This is a genomic window from Streptomyces sp. FXJ1.172 (genome assembly GCF_001636945.3).
In the GTDB taxonomy this organism is placed as follows: Bacteria; Actinomycetota; Actinomycetes; order Streptomycetales; family Streptomycetaceae; genus Streptomyces.
On sequence record NZ_CP119133.2, the window covers coordinates 8,468,474 to 8,483,949 of the forward strand.

General features: G+C 74.0%; 17 protein-coding genes and 1 pseudogene. 7 read left to right on the plus strand and 11 right to left on the minus strand.

Features of this window, described 5'->3' with window-relative positions; genetic code table 11:
* Positions 1-15 precede the first annotated feature (15 nt).
* The gene (locus A6P39_RS38250) at positions 16-999 is read right to left on the minus strand and encodes a TIGR01777 family oxidoreductase (protein ID WP_067043871.1); all 984 of its coding nucleotides are present in this window, start codon (positions 997-999) and stop codon (positions 16-18) included.
* Positions 1,000-1,157: 158 nt separating this feature from the next.
* On the opposite strand from A6P39_RS38250, the gene tpg reads away from it, so the two are divergent.
* The gene (gene tpg / locus A6P39_RS38255) at positions 1,158-1,712 is read left to right on the plus strand and encodes a telomere-protecting terminal protein Tpg (RefSeq protein WP_067043868.1); all 555 of its coding nucleotides are present in this window, start codon (positions 1,158-1,160) and stop codon (positions 1,710-1,712) included.
* Positions 1,713-1,753: 41 nt separating this feature from the next.
* Here tpg and A6P39_RS38260 read toward each other — a convergent pair whose 3' ends face one another.
* From A6P39_RS38260 to A6P39_RS38275, 4 genes are all read right to left on the minus strand, one after another.
* The gene (locus A6P39_RS38260; protein WP_067043865.1) at positions 1,754-2,026 is read right to left on the minus strand and encodes a hypothetical protein; all 273 of its coding nucleotides are present in this window, start codon (positions 2,024-2,026) and stop codon (positions 1,754-1,756) included.
* Positions 2,027-2,039: 13 nt separating this feature from the next.
* Positions 2,040-2,165 carry a hypothetical protein gene (locus A6P39_RS38265; RefSeq protein WP_267893299.1) on the minus strand — a complete coding sequence of 42 codons (126 nt, stop codon included), beginning with the start codon at positions 2,163-2,165 and terminating at the stop codon, positions 2,040-2,042.
* Positions 2,162-2,707: a LamG domain-containing protein gene (locus A6P39_RS38270; protein WP_267893298.1), complete on the minus strand. Its 546-nt coding sequence runs from the start codon at positions 2,705-2,707 to the stop codon at positions 2,162-2,164. The genes A6P39_RS38265 and A6P39_RS38270 overlap by 4 nt, the downstream gene beginning before the upstream one ends.
* 153 nt (positions 2,708-2,860) lie before the next feature.
* Positions 2,861-3,247 (minus strand): beta-L-arabinofuranosidase domain-containing protein, encoded by a 387-nt coding sequence (locus tag A6P39_RS38275; RefSeq protein ID WP_267893297.1) that lies wholly within the window; start codon positions 3,245-3,247, stop codon positions 2,861-2,863.
* 6 nt (positions 3,248-3,253) lie between these two features.
* Here A6P39_RS38275 and A6P39_RS38280 point away from each other — a divergent pair.
* A pseudogene (locus A6P39_RS38280) lies at positions 3,254-3,655 on the plus strand (SAM-dependent methyltransferase); the annotation flags it as partial.
* Between the two features lie 44 nt (positions 3,656-3,699).
* On the opposite strand, the gene A6P39_RS38285 reads toward A6P39_RS38280, so the two are convergent.
* Complete coding sequence (locus A6P39_RS38285) at positions 3,700-4,866, minus strand: PucR family transcriptional regulator (protein WP_067043861.1); 1,167 nt, start codon at positions 4,864-4,866, stop codon at positions 3,700-3,702.
* A gap of 158 nt (positions 4,867-5,024) precedes the next feature.
* On the opposite strand from A6P39_RS38285, the gene A6P39_RS38290 reads away from it, so the two are divergent.
* Positions 5,025-6,524 carry a long-chain-fatty-acid--CoA ligase gene (locus A6P39_RS38290; RefSeq protein ID WP_067043857.1) on the plus strand — a complete coding sequence of 500 codons (1,500 nt, stop codon included), beginning with the start codon at positions 5,025-5,027 and terminating at the stop codon, positions 6,522-6,524.
* 58 nt (positions 6,525-6,582) lie between these two features.
* Entirely contained in the window at positions 6,583-7,029 is a 447-nt protein-coding gene (locus A6P39_RS38295) for a DNA-binding protein (RefSeq protein ID WP_067043854.1), read from the plus strand.
* Positions 7,030-7,060: 31 nt separating this feature from the next.
* On the opposite strand, the gene A6P39_RS38300 is transcribed toward A6P39_RS38295, so the two are convergent.
* Positions 7,061-8,431: a hypothetical protein gene (locus A6P39_RS38300; RefSeq protein WP_067043851.1), complete on the minus strand. Its 1,371-nt coding sequence runs from the start codon at positions 8,429-8,431 to the stop codon at positions 7,061-7,063.
* Positions 8,432-8,544: 113 nt separating this feature from the next.
* On the opposite strand from A6P39_RS38300, the gene A6P39_RS38305 reads away from it, so the two are divergent.
* Entirely contained in the window at positions 8,545-9,777 is a 1,233-nt protein-coding gene (locus tag A6P39_RS38305) for a molybdopterin-dependent oxidoreductase (RefSeq protein WP_079133278.1), read from the plus strand.
* A gap of 328 nt (positions 9,778-10,105) precedes the next feature.
* On the opposite strand, the gene A6P39_RS38310 is transcribed toward A6P39_RS38305, so the two are convergent.
* The 3 genes from A6P39_RS38310 to A6P39_RS38320 are packed head-to-tail and all read right to left on the minus strand — an operon-like array spanning position 10,106 to position 12,176.
* Complete coding sequence (locus A6P39_RS38310) at positions 10,106-10,864, minus strand: class I SAM-dependent methyltransferase (protein ID WP_067043848.1); 759 nt, start codon at positions 10,862-10,864, stop codon at positions 10,106-10,108.
* Positions 10,861-11,478: a TIGR04282 family arsenosugar biosynthesis glycosyltransferase gene (locus tag A6P39_RS38315; protein WP_067043845.1), complete on the minus strand. Its 618-nt coding sequence runs from the start codon at positions 11,476-11,478 to the stop codon at positions 10,861-10,863. Before A6P39_RS38315 ends, A6P39_RS38310 begins: the two co-directional genes overlap by 4 nt.
* Positions 11,475-12,176 carry a glycosyltransferase family 2 protein gene (locus A6P39_RS38320; RefSeq protein ID WP_067043842.1) on the minus strand — a complete coding sequence of 234 codons (702 nt, stop codon included), beginning with the start codon at positions 12,174-12,176 and terminating at the stop codon, positions 11,475-11,477. The genes A6P39_RS38315 and A6P39_RS38320 overlap by 4 nt, the downstream gene beginning before the upstream one ends.
* A 104-nt stretch (positions 12,177-12,280) precedes the next feature.
* Here A6P39_RS38320 and A6P39_RS38325 point away from each other — a divergent pair, with 104 nt between their 5' ends.
* Together A6P39_RS38325 and A6P39_RS38330 are read left to right on the plus strand one after the other, a co-directional pair.
* Positions 12,281-13,012, plus strand: a complete 732-nt coding sequence (locus tag A6P39_RS38325) for a response regulator transcription factor (protein ID WP_067043839.1) — start codon at positions 12,281-12,283, stop codon at positions 13,010-13,012.
* A gap of 2 nt (positions 13,013-13,014) precedes the next feature.
* Entirely contained in the window at positions 13,015-14,127 is a 1,113-nt protein-coding gene (locus tag A6P39_RS38330) for a sensor histidine kinase (RefSeq protein ID WP_067043836.1), read from the plus strand.
* Positions 14,128-14,223: 96 nt separating this feature from the next.
* Here the strand turns inward: A6P39_RS38330 and A6P39_RS38335 are convergent, their stop codons facing one another.
* Positions 14,224-15,225, minus strand: coding sequence for an NAD-dependent epimerase/dehydratase family protein (locus tag A6P39_RS38335; protein ID WP_067043832.1), 1,002 nt, complete (start codon positions 15,223-15,225; stop codon positions 14,224-14,226).
* Positions 15,226-15,476 lie beyond the last annotated feature (251 nt).

Below are 15,476 nucleotides of genomic sequence, written 5' to 3' on the forward strand. Positions count from 1 at the left end.
GTCGTGTCCTCGAACTCACCGGCGGACACGCGGCGCGGGCACGCGCCCGGGCCAGCGGAGTCCTGCGGGGGCTCGCTGGACGAGGTCCGCGGCGGCCGACTCCCAGGCGGGATGGGCGAAGACGAACCCGGCCTCCCGCAGCCGGCCCGGTATCACCCGGCGGCTCTTGAGCAGCAGTTCGGTGTCCGAGCGAAGTGCGAACGCGCCCAGTTCCGCCATCCAGCGCGTCGCCGGCAGCCCGACCGGGACGCCCCAGGCGGCGCGCAGCGTACGCATGAAGTCCCGTTGGCTCAGGGGGCCGGGGGCGGCGAGGTTGACCGGTCCGTCGATGTCGGCGCGGTCGATCAGGAACTCCACCGCGCGGACGAAGTCCTCGTCATGGATCCAGGAGACGTACTGCGCACCACCGGCGACGGGTCCGCCCAGCCCCAGCCGGGCCAGCCCCAGCAGGGCGTCGAAGACACCGCCCGGGTCCGGACTCATCACCATCGCCGAGCGCAGCGCCACCTTGCGTGTCGCCGGCGTCGGCGCCTCGCGCTGCGCGCGCTCCCAGTTCCGTGCGATCTCGACGCTGAAGCCCCAGTAGTCCGGCACCCCGGCCTCCGAGCCGCCGATCACGCCCGTCGCCTCGTCGTGCGCCGCGTCGAAACGATGGGCGTAGATCGTCGCGGTGCTCATCTGCAGCCAGACCCGCGGCGGTCGCGCGGACGCGGCGATCGCCTCGCCGACCACCCGCGCGGAGTCCACCCGGGAGTCCATCATGGCCCGCAGGTTCTCGGGGGTGTAGCGGCAGGAGACGCTGCGCCCCGCCAGGTTGATCACGACGTCGCAGCCGTCGACCGCCTCGGCCCACGGGCTGAGCGTGACCCCGTCCCAGCCGATCTGGCGCTCTCGCCGCGGATGCCTGGTCAGTACCGTGACCTCATGACCCGCCGCCGTCAGCGCGCGGTCGAGAATCGTGCCCACCTGTCCGGTGCCCCCGGGCAGAACCACCTTCATCACGCCCCCTTTCTGTCGGTCGGACCCAGCCTAGCCGTGCATTTGAACGCGTTCAAAAGGGGGAGTGGTGTGCATGTCCGTGGCTGTCGGCTCCGTCGCATAGGCTGACCCGCGAGAGGGCCGACGCCGGGTCGCCTCGAGGCGGAGAGGAGCAGCCCGTGGACACCGTCGGGGAGAGCCTGGACCGGGCGCTGGAAGGGGCCTTCACCCGTCCCGTCCCCAAGTCCGCGCAGGCCCAGATGAAGTACCTGGTCAAGCAGCTCAAGGGCACACGGCAGGCCGCCGGGCTGCTGGGCGTCTCGCAGCGCACGGTGGAGCGGTATGTGGCCGGTACGCTCAAGCACCCGCGCAAGGACCTCGCCGCGCGGCTGGAACGCGAGACCAGACTGCGCTGGCAGCCGCAGGTGCGGGCGCGGGCCAGGGACCGGGCCGCCACGGCGGAGGGCATCGTCGTCTCGGCGCGTGCCCGGTTCGGTTTCACCGCGGCGCCGGGCACCACCGACGACGCCCGCCTGCGCCACATCACCCAGGCGCTGCCGCCCCGGTGGGCCGAGCGCCTGTTCGCCGCCCGGGACCAGGGCGCCACCGAGTCCCAGTTGCAGGAGATCGCGGCCCAGGGGCTGGGGGAGATGTACTTCCGCGACGCCGGCCGCCGCGCGCACGGCCTGCTGGTGGAGTTCACCGACGTCGAGGACATCGACATCTCCCTCTGAACGGCGGTTGCCCCGCCCGGCCGGGGTGTGGGCCCGGCTCGTCAGGCCGGTGTCACCGGCAGCGTCAGCGCGGTCGGGCGCAGGCCCGGCGCGGTCGCCGAGAGGGTGAGCGGGCCGGGGCCCTTCGCGGGGCGCAGGATCGCCAGGGCGCGGCCGTGCCAGGTGTGGCGGCGCGGTTGCCGGAAACTGTCCACGTTGTGCGGGTTGCCGTTGGCGACCCCGGCGAGTTCGCCCGCGCCCGACACCTCGAAGGCCACCTGGACCGTCGCGTCGGGCACGAGCCGGCCCCGCCGGTCCACGGCCTCGACGTACACATGCGCCAGGTCGTCACGGCCCGTGGTGAGCGCCCGGACGTCCGGGGCGAGGCTCGAAGGCGACCGTGTCCGCCACCGCCGCGCCGAGCGCGAGCGCCTGTCGCCGGGTCACACCCCGGTCGTCGCTGTGTCCCGTCACCGTCTCTCCTGCCGGACAAGGGAATTGGGGGAGGCGTACGACGGCTTCGCTAGGCGCCGGCCAGGGCCGCGACCTCGGCCGCGATGAGCGACCGGCCGTAGACGCGGAAGTCGTCGACCGCGGCCTTCAGGTACGGGTCCGGGTACTGGGACCTGCCGATGTACGCGGCCCGGATGTGGTTGCCGAAGTTCGACGGTGACCGCCGTGTTGCGGCCCGCTTCGCGGCCGTCGACGTACAGCACGGCCGTGCCGGCTGCGTAGGTGACGGCCACGTGGACCCAGCGGTCGGTCGGCAGCGGGTCGGCGTCGATGCGCTGCTCCGCCCCGCCGCCGCTCGTGGTGATCGCGTAGCGCAGCGTCCCGGAGCCGCTCAGCGGGGTGAGGAACATGTTGGCGCCGACACCGGTGCCGAAGTCGCAGATCCGGCTCCAGGCGGCGGGCTGCCCGGACAGGTTCACCCAGGTCGCCACCGAGTAGGCGGACGCACCCGCCAGCAGGCCCTCGGCGAGGGCGACATGGCCGTCGGTGCGGTCCAGGTCCACGGCGCCGGAGATGTGCCCCTGGGTCCAGGAGGCTCCGCGGGCCAGGGTCGCCGTCCTCCCGTTGCCGGTGGCGTCGGCGGCCGATGTGCCGGAGGTCTCGTCGAAGCGGTGCCAGGCGGGCGAACTGCGGTGGCGGGGACGGCGGTTGGCCGGTCAGCCAGTAGACGTGTAGTACTGGTGGTGGACCCGGGCGACGGGCAGCAGGGACACCGTCTCGCCGTCGGCCGTCGCCGTGAAGCGCATGGGGTCGGCCGACGTCTGCCGGATCGCACCGGTGTCCAGCCGGGGCATCCAGCGGCTCTGCGTGCCGCCGTACGCCCCGGCCAGCACCACCGGGCCGTGCAGCACGGCCTGCACGTCCGGGTCGTCGGGGGCCGCCTCGACGGCCGTGCGCATCGGCAGGGAGACCTCGACCTGGTCACCGGTGCGCCAGTCACGCTCCAGGCGCCACCAACTGCCCGCGGCCGGACGGTCGGACAGCGTGCGGCCGTTCAGCTTGACGCCTGCCCCGTCGGCCCAGGCCGGGATGCGGACCTGCAACTCGTGGATCTGCTCACCCAGGCGGAACCGGTCGGTTGCTTCCGCAATGCCGCACGGCACCTCACGCCCGGCGGCCGGTTCGCGATCGAGCTGTGGGTGCCCGAGCTGCGCTCGCTCCCGCCGGGCAGGGCGGCCACCGTCTGGCGTGCCGATCCCGGCTATGTCGGCCTCGACACCTACGACATCCTCGACCAGCGTGTCGTATCGCACCACTTCCACTTCGGCGACACCGAGCAGGCCGAGCTGTACGGCAGCCCGCGCCGCTACATCTGGCCCGCCGAACTCGACCTCATGGCCCAACTGACCCGATTCGAGCTGGAGTTCCGGCACGCGGACTGGGAAGGCACCCCGTTCACCGCCGAGTCCCGCTCGCATGTGCCGGTGTACCGGCTCCCGGCCGCGCCGTAGCCGGGGAGCGACGGGCCCCGGGCGGCTTCAGCCGGGCGGACGGGTCAGGAAGGCAGCATGCGCAGGGCGTACAGCGCGGCGCCCAGGTCGGCGAGCGCGGTCGGGTCGGTGAGGGAGCGACCGGTCAGCTCCTCGACACGGCGCAGCCGGTAGCGCACGGTGTTCGGGTGGACGAAGAGCCGGTCCGCCGCCTCGGCGGCAGCACCGCCCGCGGTGAACCAGTACGCCAGCGTCCGCAGCAGTCGCCCCCGCTCCGCCTCGGGGAGCCCGAGGACCGGCCCGAGGGCGACCTCGACCAGCCGGCTCGCCTCCATCGGGGCCGCGGACACCAGCATGGCCAGCGGGCTGTCGTCGAAGCGCGTGACCCCGGGCCCGTCGCCGGGCAGCCCGGCCAGGGCCAGCCGGGCGAAGCGCAGGGCCTGCGGGGTCTCCCGCAGCGAGTCGAAGCGAGGGCTGATCCCGACCCGGGCCCGCCGTCGGCGCAGCGCCCGCAGGCTCACCGGCTCCGCGTCCCGGTGCGCGAGCGAGACCAGCCCGATCTGCTGGTCGGGCAGCAGCCGCCAGACCGACGACATTCCGGACCGGCGCAGCGCCGCCTCGATCCCGGGCAGCGGCTCCTGCCCGGGATCCGGCACGGCGGCGGCCACGACCGCGTAGGGGCCGCGCTCCGGCAGGCCGAGCTGCCGGGCCGCCTCCCAGGGCGTCGTACGGTCCGCGAGGGCGCCCGTGAACAGCGCCTCGGCCAGCGCCGAGCGGCGCGCCTCGCGTTGCAGCGCCAGCTCCGCGCTGGCCTCCCGGTACGCCGCCGCCACCGCCTCCGCGTAGCGGCCGAACAGTGCCCAGATCTCCGAGGAGCCGGCCACCAGCTCGGCGTCCGTGACGTCCGGGTGCCGGCGCGCCTCGTCGACCATCTCCGACCACAGCAGCTCGAACCCGACCCGGTAGGCGTGCAGCGTGTCGGCGAGCGGCACACCCTGCTCCGCCCGCAGGCGTCCGGTCTGCCGGGCGGCCCCCACGTCGGGTTCGGCGCCGAAGGCGAAACGGCCGAGGAGCAGGTCGGCGTTGTCCTCGCAGGAGTCCTTGAGGGACGCGAAGGGGATGAGCGCGTCGTCCGCGTACGACTCGACCTCCGCGCGGATGCGCTCGGTCATCAGCTCACCCAGCTCCGGAAGACGCGTACGCAGCGCCGCGCCGACGTGTGACAAACCCATGTGTGCAGCGTACGGCGGCGTGTTTGTTCCTGGGAACAACTCCGGCACGCGCGGACTGTGGGCGCGGCCATGGACGCCCGCGAGCGTGCGGGCAACCATGCCGTGAGCGTCGGCGGCGGGACCCGCGAGCGCCGAGAACAGGGGTGCGAGGAGGCATCATGGCCAATCTGGCGGACTTTCTGGTGGACACGGCGCGGCGCCTGCCCGACCACCCGGCACTGCGCCTGGGCACGGCGACCACCAGCTATGCCGAGCTGGACCGGCTGAGCGCCCAGGCCGCCGCCCTGCTGCGCACCGAGGGCCTGCGCACCGGCGACCGGGTCGCGCTGATGCTCCCGAACGTGCCCGAGTTCGTCGTCCTGTACTACGCCGTCCTGCGCGCCGGGGGCATCGTGGTGCCGCTGAACCCGCTGCTCAAGGAGCGCGAGACCGCCTACCACCTGCAGGACTCCGGCGCCGTCCTGCTCTTCGAGTGGCACGCCGCGCCCGGCGAGGGCACCGCGGGCGCGCGTGCCGCCGGGGTGCGCCACCTGGCGGTCGAACCCGCCGCCTTCGCCGGCGAACTGGCGCGCCTGGAGCCGCAGTACGAGGTGACCGCCGCCGCCGGGGACGACATCGCCGTACTGCTCTACACCTCGGGCACCACCGGACGCCCCAAGGGTGCCGCGCTGACCCACGCCGGGCTGCGCCACAACACCGAGGTCAACGTGCACGAGGTGCAGCAGATGACCTCGCAGGACGTGATCGTCGGCTGTCTGCCGCTGTTCCACATCTTCGGGCAGACCTGCACGATGAACGTCGCCGTCCACTGCGGCGCCTCGCTCACCCTCGTCCCCCGCTTCGAGCCGGGCGCGGTGCTCGACGCCATCGCCCGCGACCGGGCCACCGTCTTCGAGGGCGTGCCCACCATGTACGCGGCTCTCCTCCAGCACGCGGGCGCCGCCGATGCCGACGTGTCCAGCCTGCGCACGTGCCTCTCGGGCGGCGCCTCCCTCCCGGTCGAGGTCCTGCACGGGTTCGAACGGCGCTTCGGCTGCATGGTGCTGGAGGGCTTCGGCATGTCCGAGACCAGCCCGGTCGTCACCTTCAACCACCCCGACCGCCCGCGCAAGCCGGGCTCCATCGGCACTCCGATCCGTGACGTCGAGGTCCGGCTGCTGGACGAGACCGGCCGGGACGTCGCCGAGGGCGAGGTCGGCGAACTGGCCGTGCGCGGGCCGAACGTGATGAAGGAGTACTGGAACCGCCCCGAGGACACGGCCGCCGCCATCCCCGACGGCTGGCTGCGCACCGGCGACCTCGGCCGCCGGGACGAGGACGGCTACCTCTACATCGTCGACCGGAAGAAGGACCTGATCATCCGCGGTGGCTACAACGTCTACCCGCGTGAGATCGAGGAGGTCCTGCACGAGCACCCGGCCGTGGCCCTGGCCGCGGTCCTCGGTGTGCCCGACGAGCGGCTCGGCGAGGAGGTGGCGGCGGCGGTGGTGCTGCGCCCGGGAGTCCAGGCGGACGCCGAGGAGTTGCAGCAGTTCGTCCGGGACCGGGTGGCGGCCTACAAGTACCCCCGCCGGCTCTGGGTGACGGACGCGCTGCCGATGGGCCCGAGCGGCAAGATCCTCAAGCGGGAGATCACCGCACCGGCGACCCGAGGATGAACAAGTCGTTCACAATAGTCAGTTGACGTCATGTCGTGTGGTGCGGCAGGGTTGCCGCATGGCATCGACTGCTGATCAGACCGACCCCTTCCTCCCGCCGCGGCCCGAGCAGGCGCGGGCCCAACGGGTCCCCGCCTCGCTCTTCCGCATCGCCGAGCGGCACGCGGCGACGGACGAGCAACGGCGGCGCCAGACACACCCGTTGGTCCTCGCGCCGCACGAGGCGGTGCGGCTGGTGACGTTCCTGCTCAGCGGGGCCGCACTGGTCGAGGAAGGGGAGCCGGAGGTGGACCACGCCGACATCACGGCGGCGTTGAGCCTTGTCCCGCTGGTGCGGGCGGAGCTGGACGAACTGGAGGTCTCGCTCCTGCAGATGGCCCGCGGCAGGGGTATGACCTGGCCCGAGATCGCCTTCGGCCTCGGCCTCGGCACCCCTCAGGCAGCCCGGCAGCGCTACGAACGACTGGCCGACCGCACCGCCACCGACATCGCGCAGGAGATCTGACAGCCGGACCGGCCGCAGCGCGCCACGGACGTCACCATCCCGTGAACAGCAGATGGTTGAGAAGCAGAGCGAGTGCCGCTTGGGCGGTCAGCCAGGCGCGGGGGCGGGGCAGCAGGGCGCAGGCCGGGAGCAGCCACAGGGCGAACGGCAGCCAGATGCGTTCCGTCTCCGCCTTGCTCATGCCGGACAGATCGGCGGTCAGCAGGGCGAGCACAGTGGCCGTCACGAGGAACGCGAGGCGGACATGTGCCGCAGCGGGCCGGGTGGTTCGGGGGCCACGGCCGCGCAGCAGTGCGGCGGTCGTGCGGCGCAGGCCCGCCGCCGTGGCCGGCCCCGTGATGACCGCGGTGCAGGCCAGGTTGGCCCACACCCAGTAGCCGTAGGGGCGGGTGCCGCCCACGCCCTGGTAGTAGCGCGTGACGAGCAGGTGGTAGGCCTGCCACCAGTTGAACCCGGCGAGCGCGAACACCACCGGGAACACTGCCAGCCCCGCGAGCAACGGGAGCAACAGCACCGGGCGTTGCCGCAGTCCGGACCGGCCGAGCACGAGCACCGCCGCGCCGGTCAGGGCGAAGAGCGCCAGGCCGTAGGAGAGGTAGCAGGTCAGGCCGAACAGCAGGCCCGAGGCCGCCGCGCACCACAGGGACCGGCGTGTCACGGCGAGGGCGAGCAGGGCCACGGACCATGCGGCGACCGCGGCGAAGTAGCCGTCCGCGGAAACCCCCTGCCACACCGCGGCCGGGGCCAGGACCAGGAACGGCGCAGCCCGCCGTGCGAGCTTCTCGTCGGCCAGTGCGCGCAGGGCGACCAGCACGGCCACACACCCCGTCGCCCCGGTGACGATGACGAACATGCCCGCCCAGCCGCCCCCGTGAAGCCCGGTCCGGTCCAGCAGGACGAAGGTGAGCGTGGCGGCCGGCGGATGGCCGGCGATGTGCGCGGGCCAGGGGGCGGGGGTGCCGTCGACGATGTGGTGGGTGAAGTCGCGCAGGGTGGCCGGGATGTCGTGGAAGCGGCCGATGACCCGGAGGTACTCGTTGGCGGTGGTCAGCCTTCCCGCGATGCCGCGCTGCCAGCCGTCGATCCACGCGAGGGAGAAGATCCAGGCCAGGGCCGTCGCCCAGGCCGCCGCGAGCAGCGCCCGGAAGGACAGCCGGACGGCGAGGGCCGGGCCGTACGCCACGGTGGCTGCCGCCACCGCCAGGGCCGCCGGAGTGCCGGGGCCGAGGTGCGGGTCCCAGTCGGCGAAGAGCGGCGGCCAGTGCACGAACAGGGTGTGGCGGGTGTCCTGGATGTGCCGGCCGGCCAGGACGGCCGCCGTCACGAGGAGGGCGGCGGCGAGGACGGCGTACAGATCGCGGCGCAGGTCACGGTCGAGGTCGCGGTGGCGGAAGCGGATCACACCGAAACGCTAGGCCGGGGGAGCGGCCAGTGGCCGCCGTCCGGGCCGGACGTCAGCGTTTCGTCATGGGTCGCACCCCCTTTTCCAGGGGTCTTCCGGCCTACGGTCGGGACATGCGCGACCATCCCCGGCTTCCCACTTCCCCAGGTTTCTGGCGCAGCCCGCTGCGCGGCACCTGGTTCACCTCCGTGCTCGGCCTCGTCCTGCTCGTCGGCATCACCGTGCTGTTCGTGACCGGCCTGGTGTCGTACGCCGCGTACAACCCGGGCCTGTCGCGGGTGAACGACATGACACCGGACAAGGGCGTCCTGGGCTTCTACCTCTTCGCCTGGCCCACCGGCCCGGTGTGGCTGTACCGCTTCACCCAGGGCCTGCACGTCACCCTCGGCATCACCCTCGTCCCCGTGCTGCTGGCCAAGCTGTGGTCGGTGGTGCCGAAGCTGTTCGCGCTGCCACCGGCCCGCTCCCTCGCCCACGCGCTGGAGCGGATCTCGCTGCTGTTCCTGGTCGGCGGCGGGCTGTTCGAGTTCACCACCGGGGTGCTCAACGTCCAGCTGGACTACGTCTTCCCCGGCTCCTTCTACCCGCTGCACTTCTACGGCGCCTGGGTCTTCTTCGCCGCGTTCGTGGTGCACGCCGTACTCAAGGCCCCGACCGCGGTGCGCGCCGTACGGCACCGGCTGCGCGAGGGAAGCCACTTGGAGTCCCCGCGTCCCGACGCGCCCACCGTCTCCCGGCGCGGCGCGCTCGCCATGGTGGGCGGCGGCTCGCTGCTGCTGTTCCTGACCACGGTCGGGCAGACCCTCGGCGGCCCCTTCCGGCGTACGGCACTGCTCGCGCCGCACGGCACGGCCGATCCCGGCGGCGGTCCGAACGGCTTCCAGATCAACAAGACCGCCGCCTACGCCGGGATCACCGCGGCCGACACCCACGAGGACAACTGGCGCCTCGTGGTCACCGGCCGCACCGGCACCGTCCGCCTCAGCCGCGCTCAGCTGCTCCAACTGCCCCTGCACAGCTCGTCGTTGCCCATCGCATGCGTGGAGGGCTGGTCGACGGCGGACCAGTGGTGGCGGGGGGTGCGGCTGCGCGACCTCGCGGCGCTCGTCGGATACGACGGCGATCCGCCGGACGTGCTCGTGGAGTCGCTGCAACGCCACGGCGCCTTCCGCCGCGCGGCCCTGCGCGCCAACCAGGTGGCCGACGGGCGCTCCCTGCTCGCCCTGTTCGTCAACGGCGAGGAACTGTCCCCCGACCACGGCCACCCGGCGCGCATCATCGTGCCCGCCGCACCCGGTGTGCTCAACACCAAATGGGTGGCCCGGCTGACCTTCGGAGACCTGTGATGCCGCGACTCGTGCCACCGCGCCGCATCCCCCTCGGCAGTCCGTTCCAACTGCTGCTGCTCACCTGCTCGTTCGCGTTCACCGCGTACGCCGGCAGCCGGCTGTTCGCCGGTGACCGGCTCGGGGTGACCCTGTGGATCGTCGGCGCCGCCGTCCTGCACGACCTCGTCCTGGTGCCGCTGTACGCGCTGGCGGACCGGCTGGTCGTGCGCGGGCTCGAGGCGGCCGGGCGGCGCGGCTGGACGCCGTACGTACGGGTCCCGGCCGCGCTGTCCCTGCTGCTCCTGCTCGTCTGGTTCCCGCTGATCAGCCGGATGACGGCCCAGCGCTACCGGCTGGCCACCGGACTGTCCCCGGACGGCTTCCTCACCCGCTGGCTGCTGATCACGGCCGTCCTCTTCGGCGGCTCGGCGCTGCTGCTCGCGCTGCGGGCGCTGCGGGTACGCAGCGCGGCGAAGCACCGGCCGCCCGCCTCCCACTGAGCCACGGGCCGCCAGCCCGCCCGGCGCGCGTAGCGCAGCAGGGCGGGCGTGCCGAGGCGGGCCCAGGGGAAAGCCGCGCCGTGGGCGGTGGCGGCGACCGCGGCGACCACCTCGACCCGGGCGCGTTCGTCGACGTGTCCCGGCACGGTCTCGGCGATCAGCAGACCGCCCGGACGCAGCAGCCCGGCCACCCGCTCCAGCAGGGCGGCCGGGTCGCCGCCGATGCCGAGGTTGCCGTCCATGAGCAGCACGGTGTCCCAGCGTCCCTCGCCGGGCAGCGGCTCGAAGACGGACCGGTGCAGCACCGCCCCGCCGAGCCGTTGCGCGTGCTCGACGGCGGCTTCGCTGACATCGACGCCGAGGACGCTGCGGCCTCGGGCGGCGAGTTCCGCGACCAGCCGGCCCGGCCCGCAGCCGACGTCCAGGACCGCGCCCTCGCAGCGGTCCAGCACCGCCAGGTCGACGGGATCGGCCCGGCCGCACCAGCGCTCCACCTCCAGCGGCAGCAGCCAGCCGTCGGTGCGGCGCAGGAACAGCGGGCCGTGGCCGCAGCGCAGCGCGGCGGAGTACGGGTCGGCGGCGGCCCAGGCGACCGAGCCGCTCATCGCGGGCCGACCGGCAGGCAGCGGGCCAGCCGCGCCGCGAACCGGCCCGCAGGGGCCAGCGCGGCGACGGCGCGGGCGTCATCGACGGTGTCCACGTCCCGCAGCCGGGGCAGGTCGCACACCCGCAGCCCGGCGGCCAGCAGCCGCTCCCGCTGCACGGCCCCGGTCACCGGCGTCGACATGGGCACGCCCCGCAGCAGCGCGGGATCGGGTACGGCGAGGCCGAGGGCCCAGAAGCCGCCGTCCTGCGCCGGGCCGAACCAGGCGTCGCAGCCCGTGAAGTCCACGGTGAGCAGCTCCGGGGTGACCTGCGGGGTGTCCATGCCGATGAGCAGCGCCGGTCCGTCGCAGTGCGCGAAGGCGTCCGCCAGCCGCTCGTCCAGGGTGCCCGCGCACTGCGGCAGCACCTCGAAGCCCGGCGGCAGCCAGTCGCCCGGCGCGCCGTCCAGGACGAGGACCCGTCGGGTGGCCGGCGTGGCCGCCACGGCGTGCAGGGTGTCGGCGAGGGCGGCCTCCGCCAGACGTGCCGCCTCCCGCGGGGTGAACGGCGGGGTCAGCCGGGTCTTGACCCGCCCCGGCAGCGGTTCCTTGGCGATGACGAGCAGCGTGGTCACCGTACGAGCCCCCTCGCGGCCGGGGCCTCGGCGAGCACGCGGCTCATGTCCCGCACCGCCTGCCAGGTGCCGCGCCAGGTGCCGGTCACCTTGGACGCGCCGGTGCGCGGCCGGTAGGGCACGTCGTGCTCGGTGATGCGCCAGCCGGCGTCGGCCGCGCGGACGACCATCTGCAGCGGGTAGCCGCTGCGCCGGTCGGTGAGGTCCAGGGCGAGCAGCTGCTCGCGGCGGGCGGCGCGCAGCGGGCCCAGGTCGTGCAGGCGCAGCCCGGTGCGCCGGCGCAGCATCCGGGCCAGTGCGAGATTGCCCGCCCGGGCGTGCGCGGGCCAGGCGCCCCGCCCCTGCGGCCGGCGCCGGCCGAGCACCAGATCGGACGCGCCGCCGCGGACCTCCCGTACGAAGGGTTCGAGCAGCGCGGGATCGAGCGAGGCGTCGCAGTCGCAGAAGCACACGATGTCGCCGGTGGCCGCGGTCAGTCCGGCGTGGCAGGCGGCGCCGAAGCCGCGCCGCGGCTCGTGCAGCACCGTCGCGCCGAGCGCGCGGGCGATGTCGGGGGAGCCGTCGGTGGAACCGTTGTCGACGACGAGGGCGCGCCAGCCGGCCGGGATCCGGCCGAGCACCCAGGGCAGGGCCTCGGCCTCGTCCAGGCAGGGCAGCACCACGTCGACGTCCGTGGAAGTGGTCGTCACGGCTTTCACCTTACGAACGCCAACCGGGCATATCGGACTCCGGGACCTTACGAAACGCGGACGCCGGACCTGCTGCCCCGGCGGCGCCGACCTGGTGGTGCGAGGCTGGAGCCATGCAATCGCCGTACCCGCCCCACGGGGCCGAAGCCGCGGGCGAGGCGGCCCGGGTCCTCGTCGTCGACGACGATCCGACCGTCGCCGAGGTCGTCACCGGATATCTGCACCGCGCCGGCTATGTGGTCGACCGCGCCGACGACGGCCCGACGGCCCTCACCCGCGCCGCCGCCCACCGGCCCGACCTCGTGGTGCTCGACCTGATGCTGCCCGGCATGGACGGCCTGGAGGTGTGCCGGCGGATGCGGGACGGCGGCCCCGTGCCGGTCATCATGCTCACCGCCCGCGGCGACGAGGACGACCGCATCCTGGGCCTCGAGGTCGGCGCCGACGACTACGTCACCAAGCCCTTCAGCCCCCGCGAACTGGTCCTGCGCGTGGAGTCGGTGCTGCGCCGCAGCCGCCCCGCCGGTACGGGACACCGGCTGGCCGCGGCCGGACTCGCCGTCGACCCCGAAGCCCGCCGGGCCACCAAGAACGGCACCGAACTGGCCCTGACCCTGCGGGAGTTCGACCTGCTGGCCTTCTTCCTGCGCAACCCGGGCCGCGCCTGCAGCCGCGAGGACCTGATGCGGGAGGTCTGGGGCTGGGACTTCGGCGACCTGTCGACGGTCACCGTCCATGTCCGCCGGCTGCGCGGCAAGGTCGAGGACGACCCGGCCCGGCCCCGGCTGATCCAGACGGTCTGGGGCGTCGGCTACCGCTTCGAACCGGGAGAGGCGGTGTCCTGACCATGCGCGCCACTGTCCTCATCGCCCTGTACGCCTTCGCCGGTGCCGCCGTCGCGGGGGTGGCGGGAGCGGGCGTGCTGCGCCTGATCCGACGGCGCTCGCTCACCGCCTCCGTCGCCGTGGTCGCGGCGGTCGGCGTCGGCGCGATGCTCGCCGGCACACTCGCCGTGGCCTGGGCGATGTTCCTGTCCTCGCACGACCTGACCGTGGTCACCACCGTCGTCGCGATGGCGGCCGTGGTCTCGCTGGCCACCGCACTGCTGCTGGGCCGCTGGGTCGTCGCCCGCAGCCGTGAACTCGCCGACGCCGCCCGCTCGTTCGGCGACGCGGGCGCCTTCGCGGCACCACAGGTCCCGGCCACCGCCGAACTCGACGCGCTCAGCCGCGAGCTGGCCGCCACCAGCGCGCGGCTCGCCGAGTCCCGCGAGCGGGAGCGGGCGCTGGAGAAGTCGCGGCGCGAACTGGTGGCCTGGATCTCCCATGACCTGCGCACCCCGCTGGCCGGGCTGCGTGCCATGTCGGAGGCGCTGGAGGACGGTGTGGCCGCCGATCCCGACCGCTACCTCAAACAGATCCGCACCGAGGTCGAGCGCCTCAACGACATGGTCGGTGACCTCTTCGAACTCTCCCGCATCCACGCGGGCACCCTCCCGCTGAGCCCCGCCCGGATCTCGCTCTACGACCTCGTCGGCGACGCACTGGCAGGCGCCGACCCGCTGGCCAGGGAGCACGGGGTACGACTGGTGGGCGACGGCGTCGAGCGCGTGCCGGTGGAGGTGGACGCCAAGGAGATGACCCGGGTGCTCGGCAATCTCCTGGTCAACGCCATCCGCCGCACCCCGGCCGACGGCACGGTGGCGATCGCCGCCGAACGCACCGCCGACGCGGTGGTCCTGTCCGTCACCGACGGCTGCGGCGGCATCCGCGAGGAAGACCTCCCCCGCGTCTTCGACACCGGCTGGCGCGGCACCGACGCCCGCACGCCTCCGGCGGGTGCGGGGCTCGGCCTGGCGATCGTGCGGGGGATCGTGGAGGCCCACCAGGGCCGGGCGAGTGTCCGCAACATCCCCGGCGGCTGCCGTTTCGAGGTGACGCTGCCCGTGCCGACGCCGTGAGCCGCCGGCGCCGTTCCCGATGTCCGGCAGGTGCGGGCGCCGTGACGTGCTGAGCGGGCCCGCCGGTTCAGTCTTCGTGTCGGCGGGCCCGCCGGTTCAGTCCTCGCGTCGGCCGGCCTGCGCGAACTCCCGCATTCCCGCCGCGAAGCCGACCTGCGGCTTCCACCCCAGCGCGGACCGCAGCCGGGAGGAGTCCGCGGTGATGTGCCGTACGTCCCCCAGCCGGTACTCGCCGGTGACCACGGGCTCCGGTCCGCCGCACGCGGCCGCCAGCGCCCGGGCCAGCTCGCCGACGGTGCGGGGCTCACCGCTGCCGGTGTTGTACGCCGTCAGGACGCCCGGGGCCGCTTCCGCCTCCAGCGCCGCCACGTTCGCCTCCGCCACGTCCCGCACGTGGACGAAGTCCCGCCGCTGGCGCCCGTCCTCGAACACCCGGGGGGCCTGGCCACGGGCCAGCGCCGAGCGGAAGAAGGACGCCACCCCGGCGTACGGGGTGTCCCTGGGCATCCGGGGCCCGTACACGTTGTGGTAGCGCAGGGACACCGCCGACCCGCCCGTGCTGCGGGCCCAGGCGGCGGCCAGGTGCTCCTGGGCGAGCTTGGTCGCCGCGTACACGTTGCGGGGATCGGCCGGGGCGTCCTCGCCGACCAGGCCCGGGCTCAGTTCCGCCCCACAGCGCGGGCACGGGGGCTCGAACCGTCCCGCGTCCAGGTCGGCGACGGCCCGCGGGCCGGGCTGTACGACCCCGTGCCGCGGGCACGCGTAACGGCCCTCGCCGTACACCACCATCGACCCGGCCAGCACCAGGCGCCGTACACCCGCCTCCGCCATGGCCGCGACCAGCACGGCCGTGCCGAGGTCGTTGCGCGAGACGTACTCCGCCGCGTCCGCGACACCGTTGCCGAGCCCGACCATCGCCGCCTGGTGGCAGACGGCGTCCACACCGGCCAGCGCCCGGGCGAGCGCCGTCGGATTGCGCACGTCCGCGCCGGGATCCTCCCGGACGTCGTACACGAGCGGTTCGTGCCCGCTCGCGCGCAGCGCCTCGACGACATGGGACCCGATGAACCCGGCACCGCCGGTGACCAGTACACGCATACGGCCACGCTAACCGCGCACCGGCCCGCGACCGGCCGACGCGACCGGCACGTCATGACTCCGTAAGAGGCGGGCTCTTCGGTGAGCGGGGCCGGGCGCGCAACTCCGCTCCGGCAACGTCCCGTTGGCCGGTTCCGCGGGCCGGCGCACCCTTCGTGAGCGTTTCAAGAATCTCTGTCAGCAACGTTGACTACTGGATGCGGCACCCTCACATTACTTCTCGGTAGTACCTAGCCGTAACCACTGTGTCG

Excerpts from the sequence above, each read along its gene's own strand:
- A6P39_RS38250 (WP_067043871.1), bottom strand. The coding sequence starts at position 999 with ATGAAGGTGGTTCTGCCCGGGGGCACCGGACAGGTGGGCACGATTCTC.
- A6P39_RS38285 (WP_067043861.1), bottom strand. The coding sequence starts at position 4,866 with ATGGGTTTGTCACACGTCGGCGCGGCGCTGCGTACGCGTCTTCCGGAG.
- A6P39_RS38290 (WP_067043857.1), top strand. The coding sequence starts at position 5,025 with ATGGCCAATCTGGCGGACTTTCTGGTGGACACGGCGCGGCGCCTGCCC.
- A6P39_RS38295 (WP_067043854.1), top strand. The coding sequence starts at position 6,583 with ATGGCATCGACTGCTGATCAGACCGACCCCTTCCTCCCGCCGCGGCCC.
- A6P39_RS38305 (WP_079133278.1), top strand. The coding sequence starts at position 8,545 with ATGCGCGACCATCCCCGGCTTCCCACTTCCCCAGGTTTCTGGCGCAGC.
- A6P39_RS38310 (WP_067043848.1), bottom strand. The coding sequence starts at position 10,864 with ATGAGCGGCTCGGTCGCCTGGGCCGCCGCCGACCCGTACTCCGCCGCG.
- A6P39_RS38325 (WP_067043839.1), top strand. The coding sequence starts at position 12,281 with ATGCAATCGCCGTACCCGCCCCACGGGGCCGAAGCCGCGGGCGAGGCG.
- A6P39_RS38330 (WP_067043836.1), top strand. The coding sequence starts at position 13,015 with ATGCGCGCCACTGTCCTCATCGCCCTGTACGCCTTCGCCGGTGCCGCC.
- A6P39_RS38335 (WP_067043832.1), bottom strand. The coding sequence starts at position 15,225 with ATGCGTGTACTGGTCACCGGCGGTGCCGGGTTCATCGGGTCCCATGTC.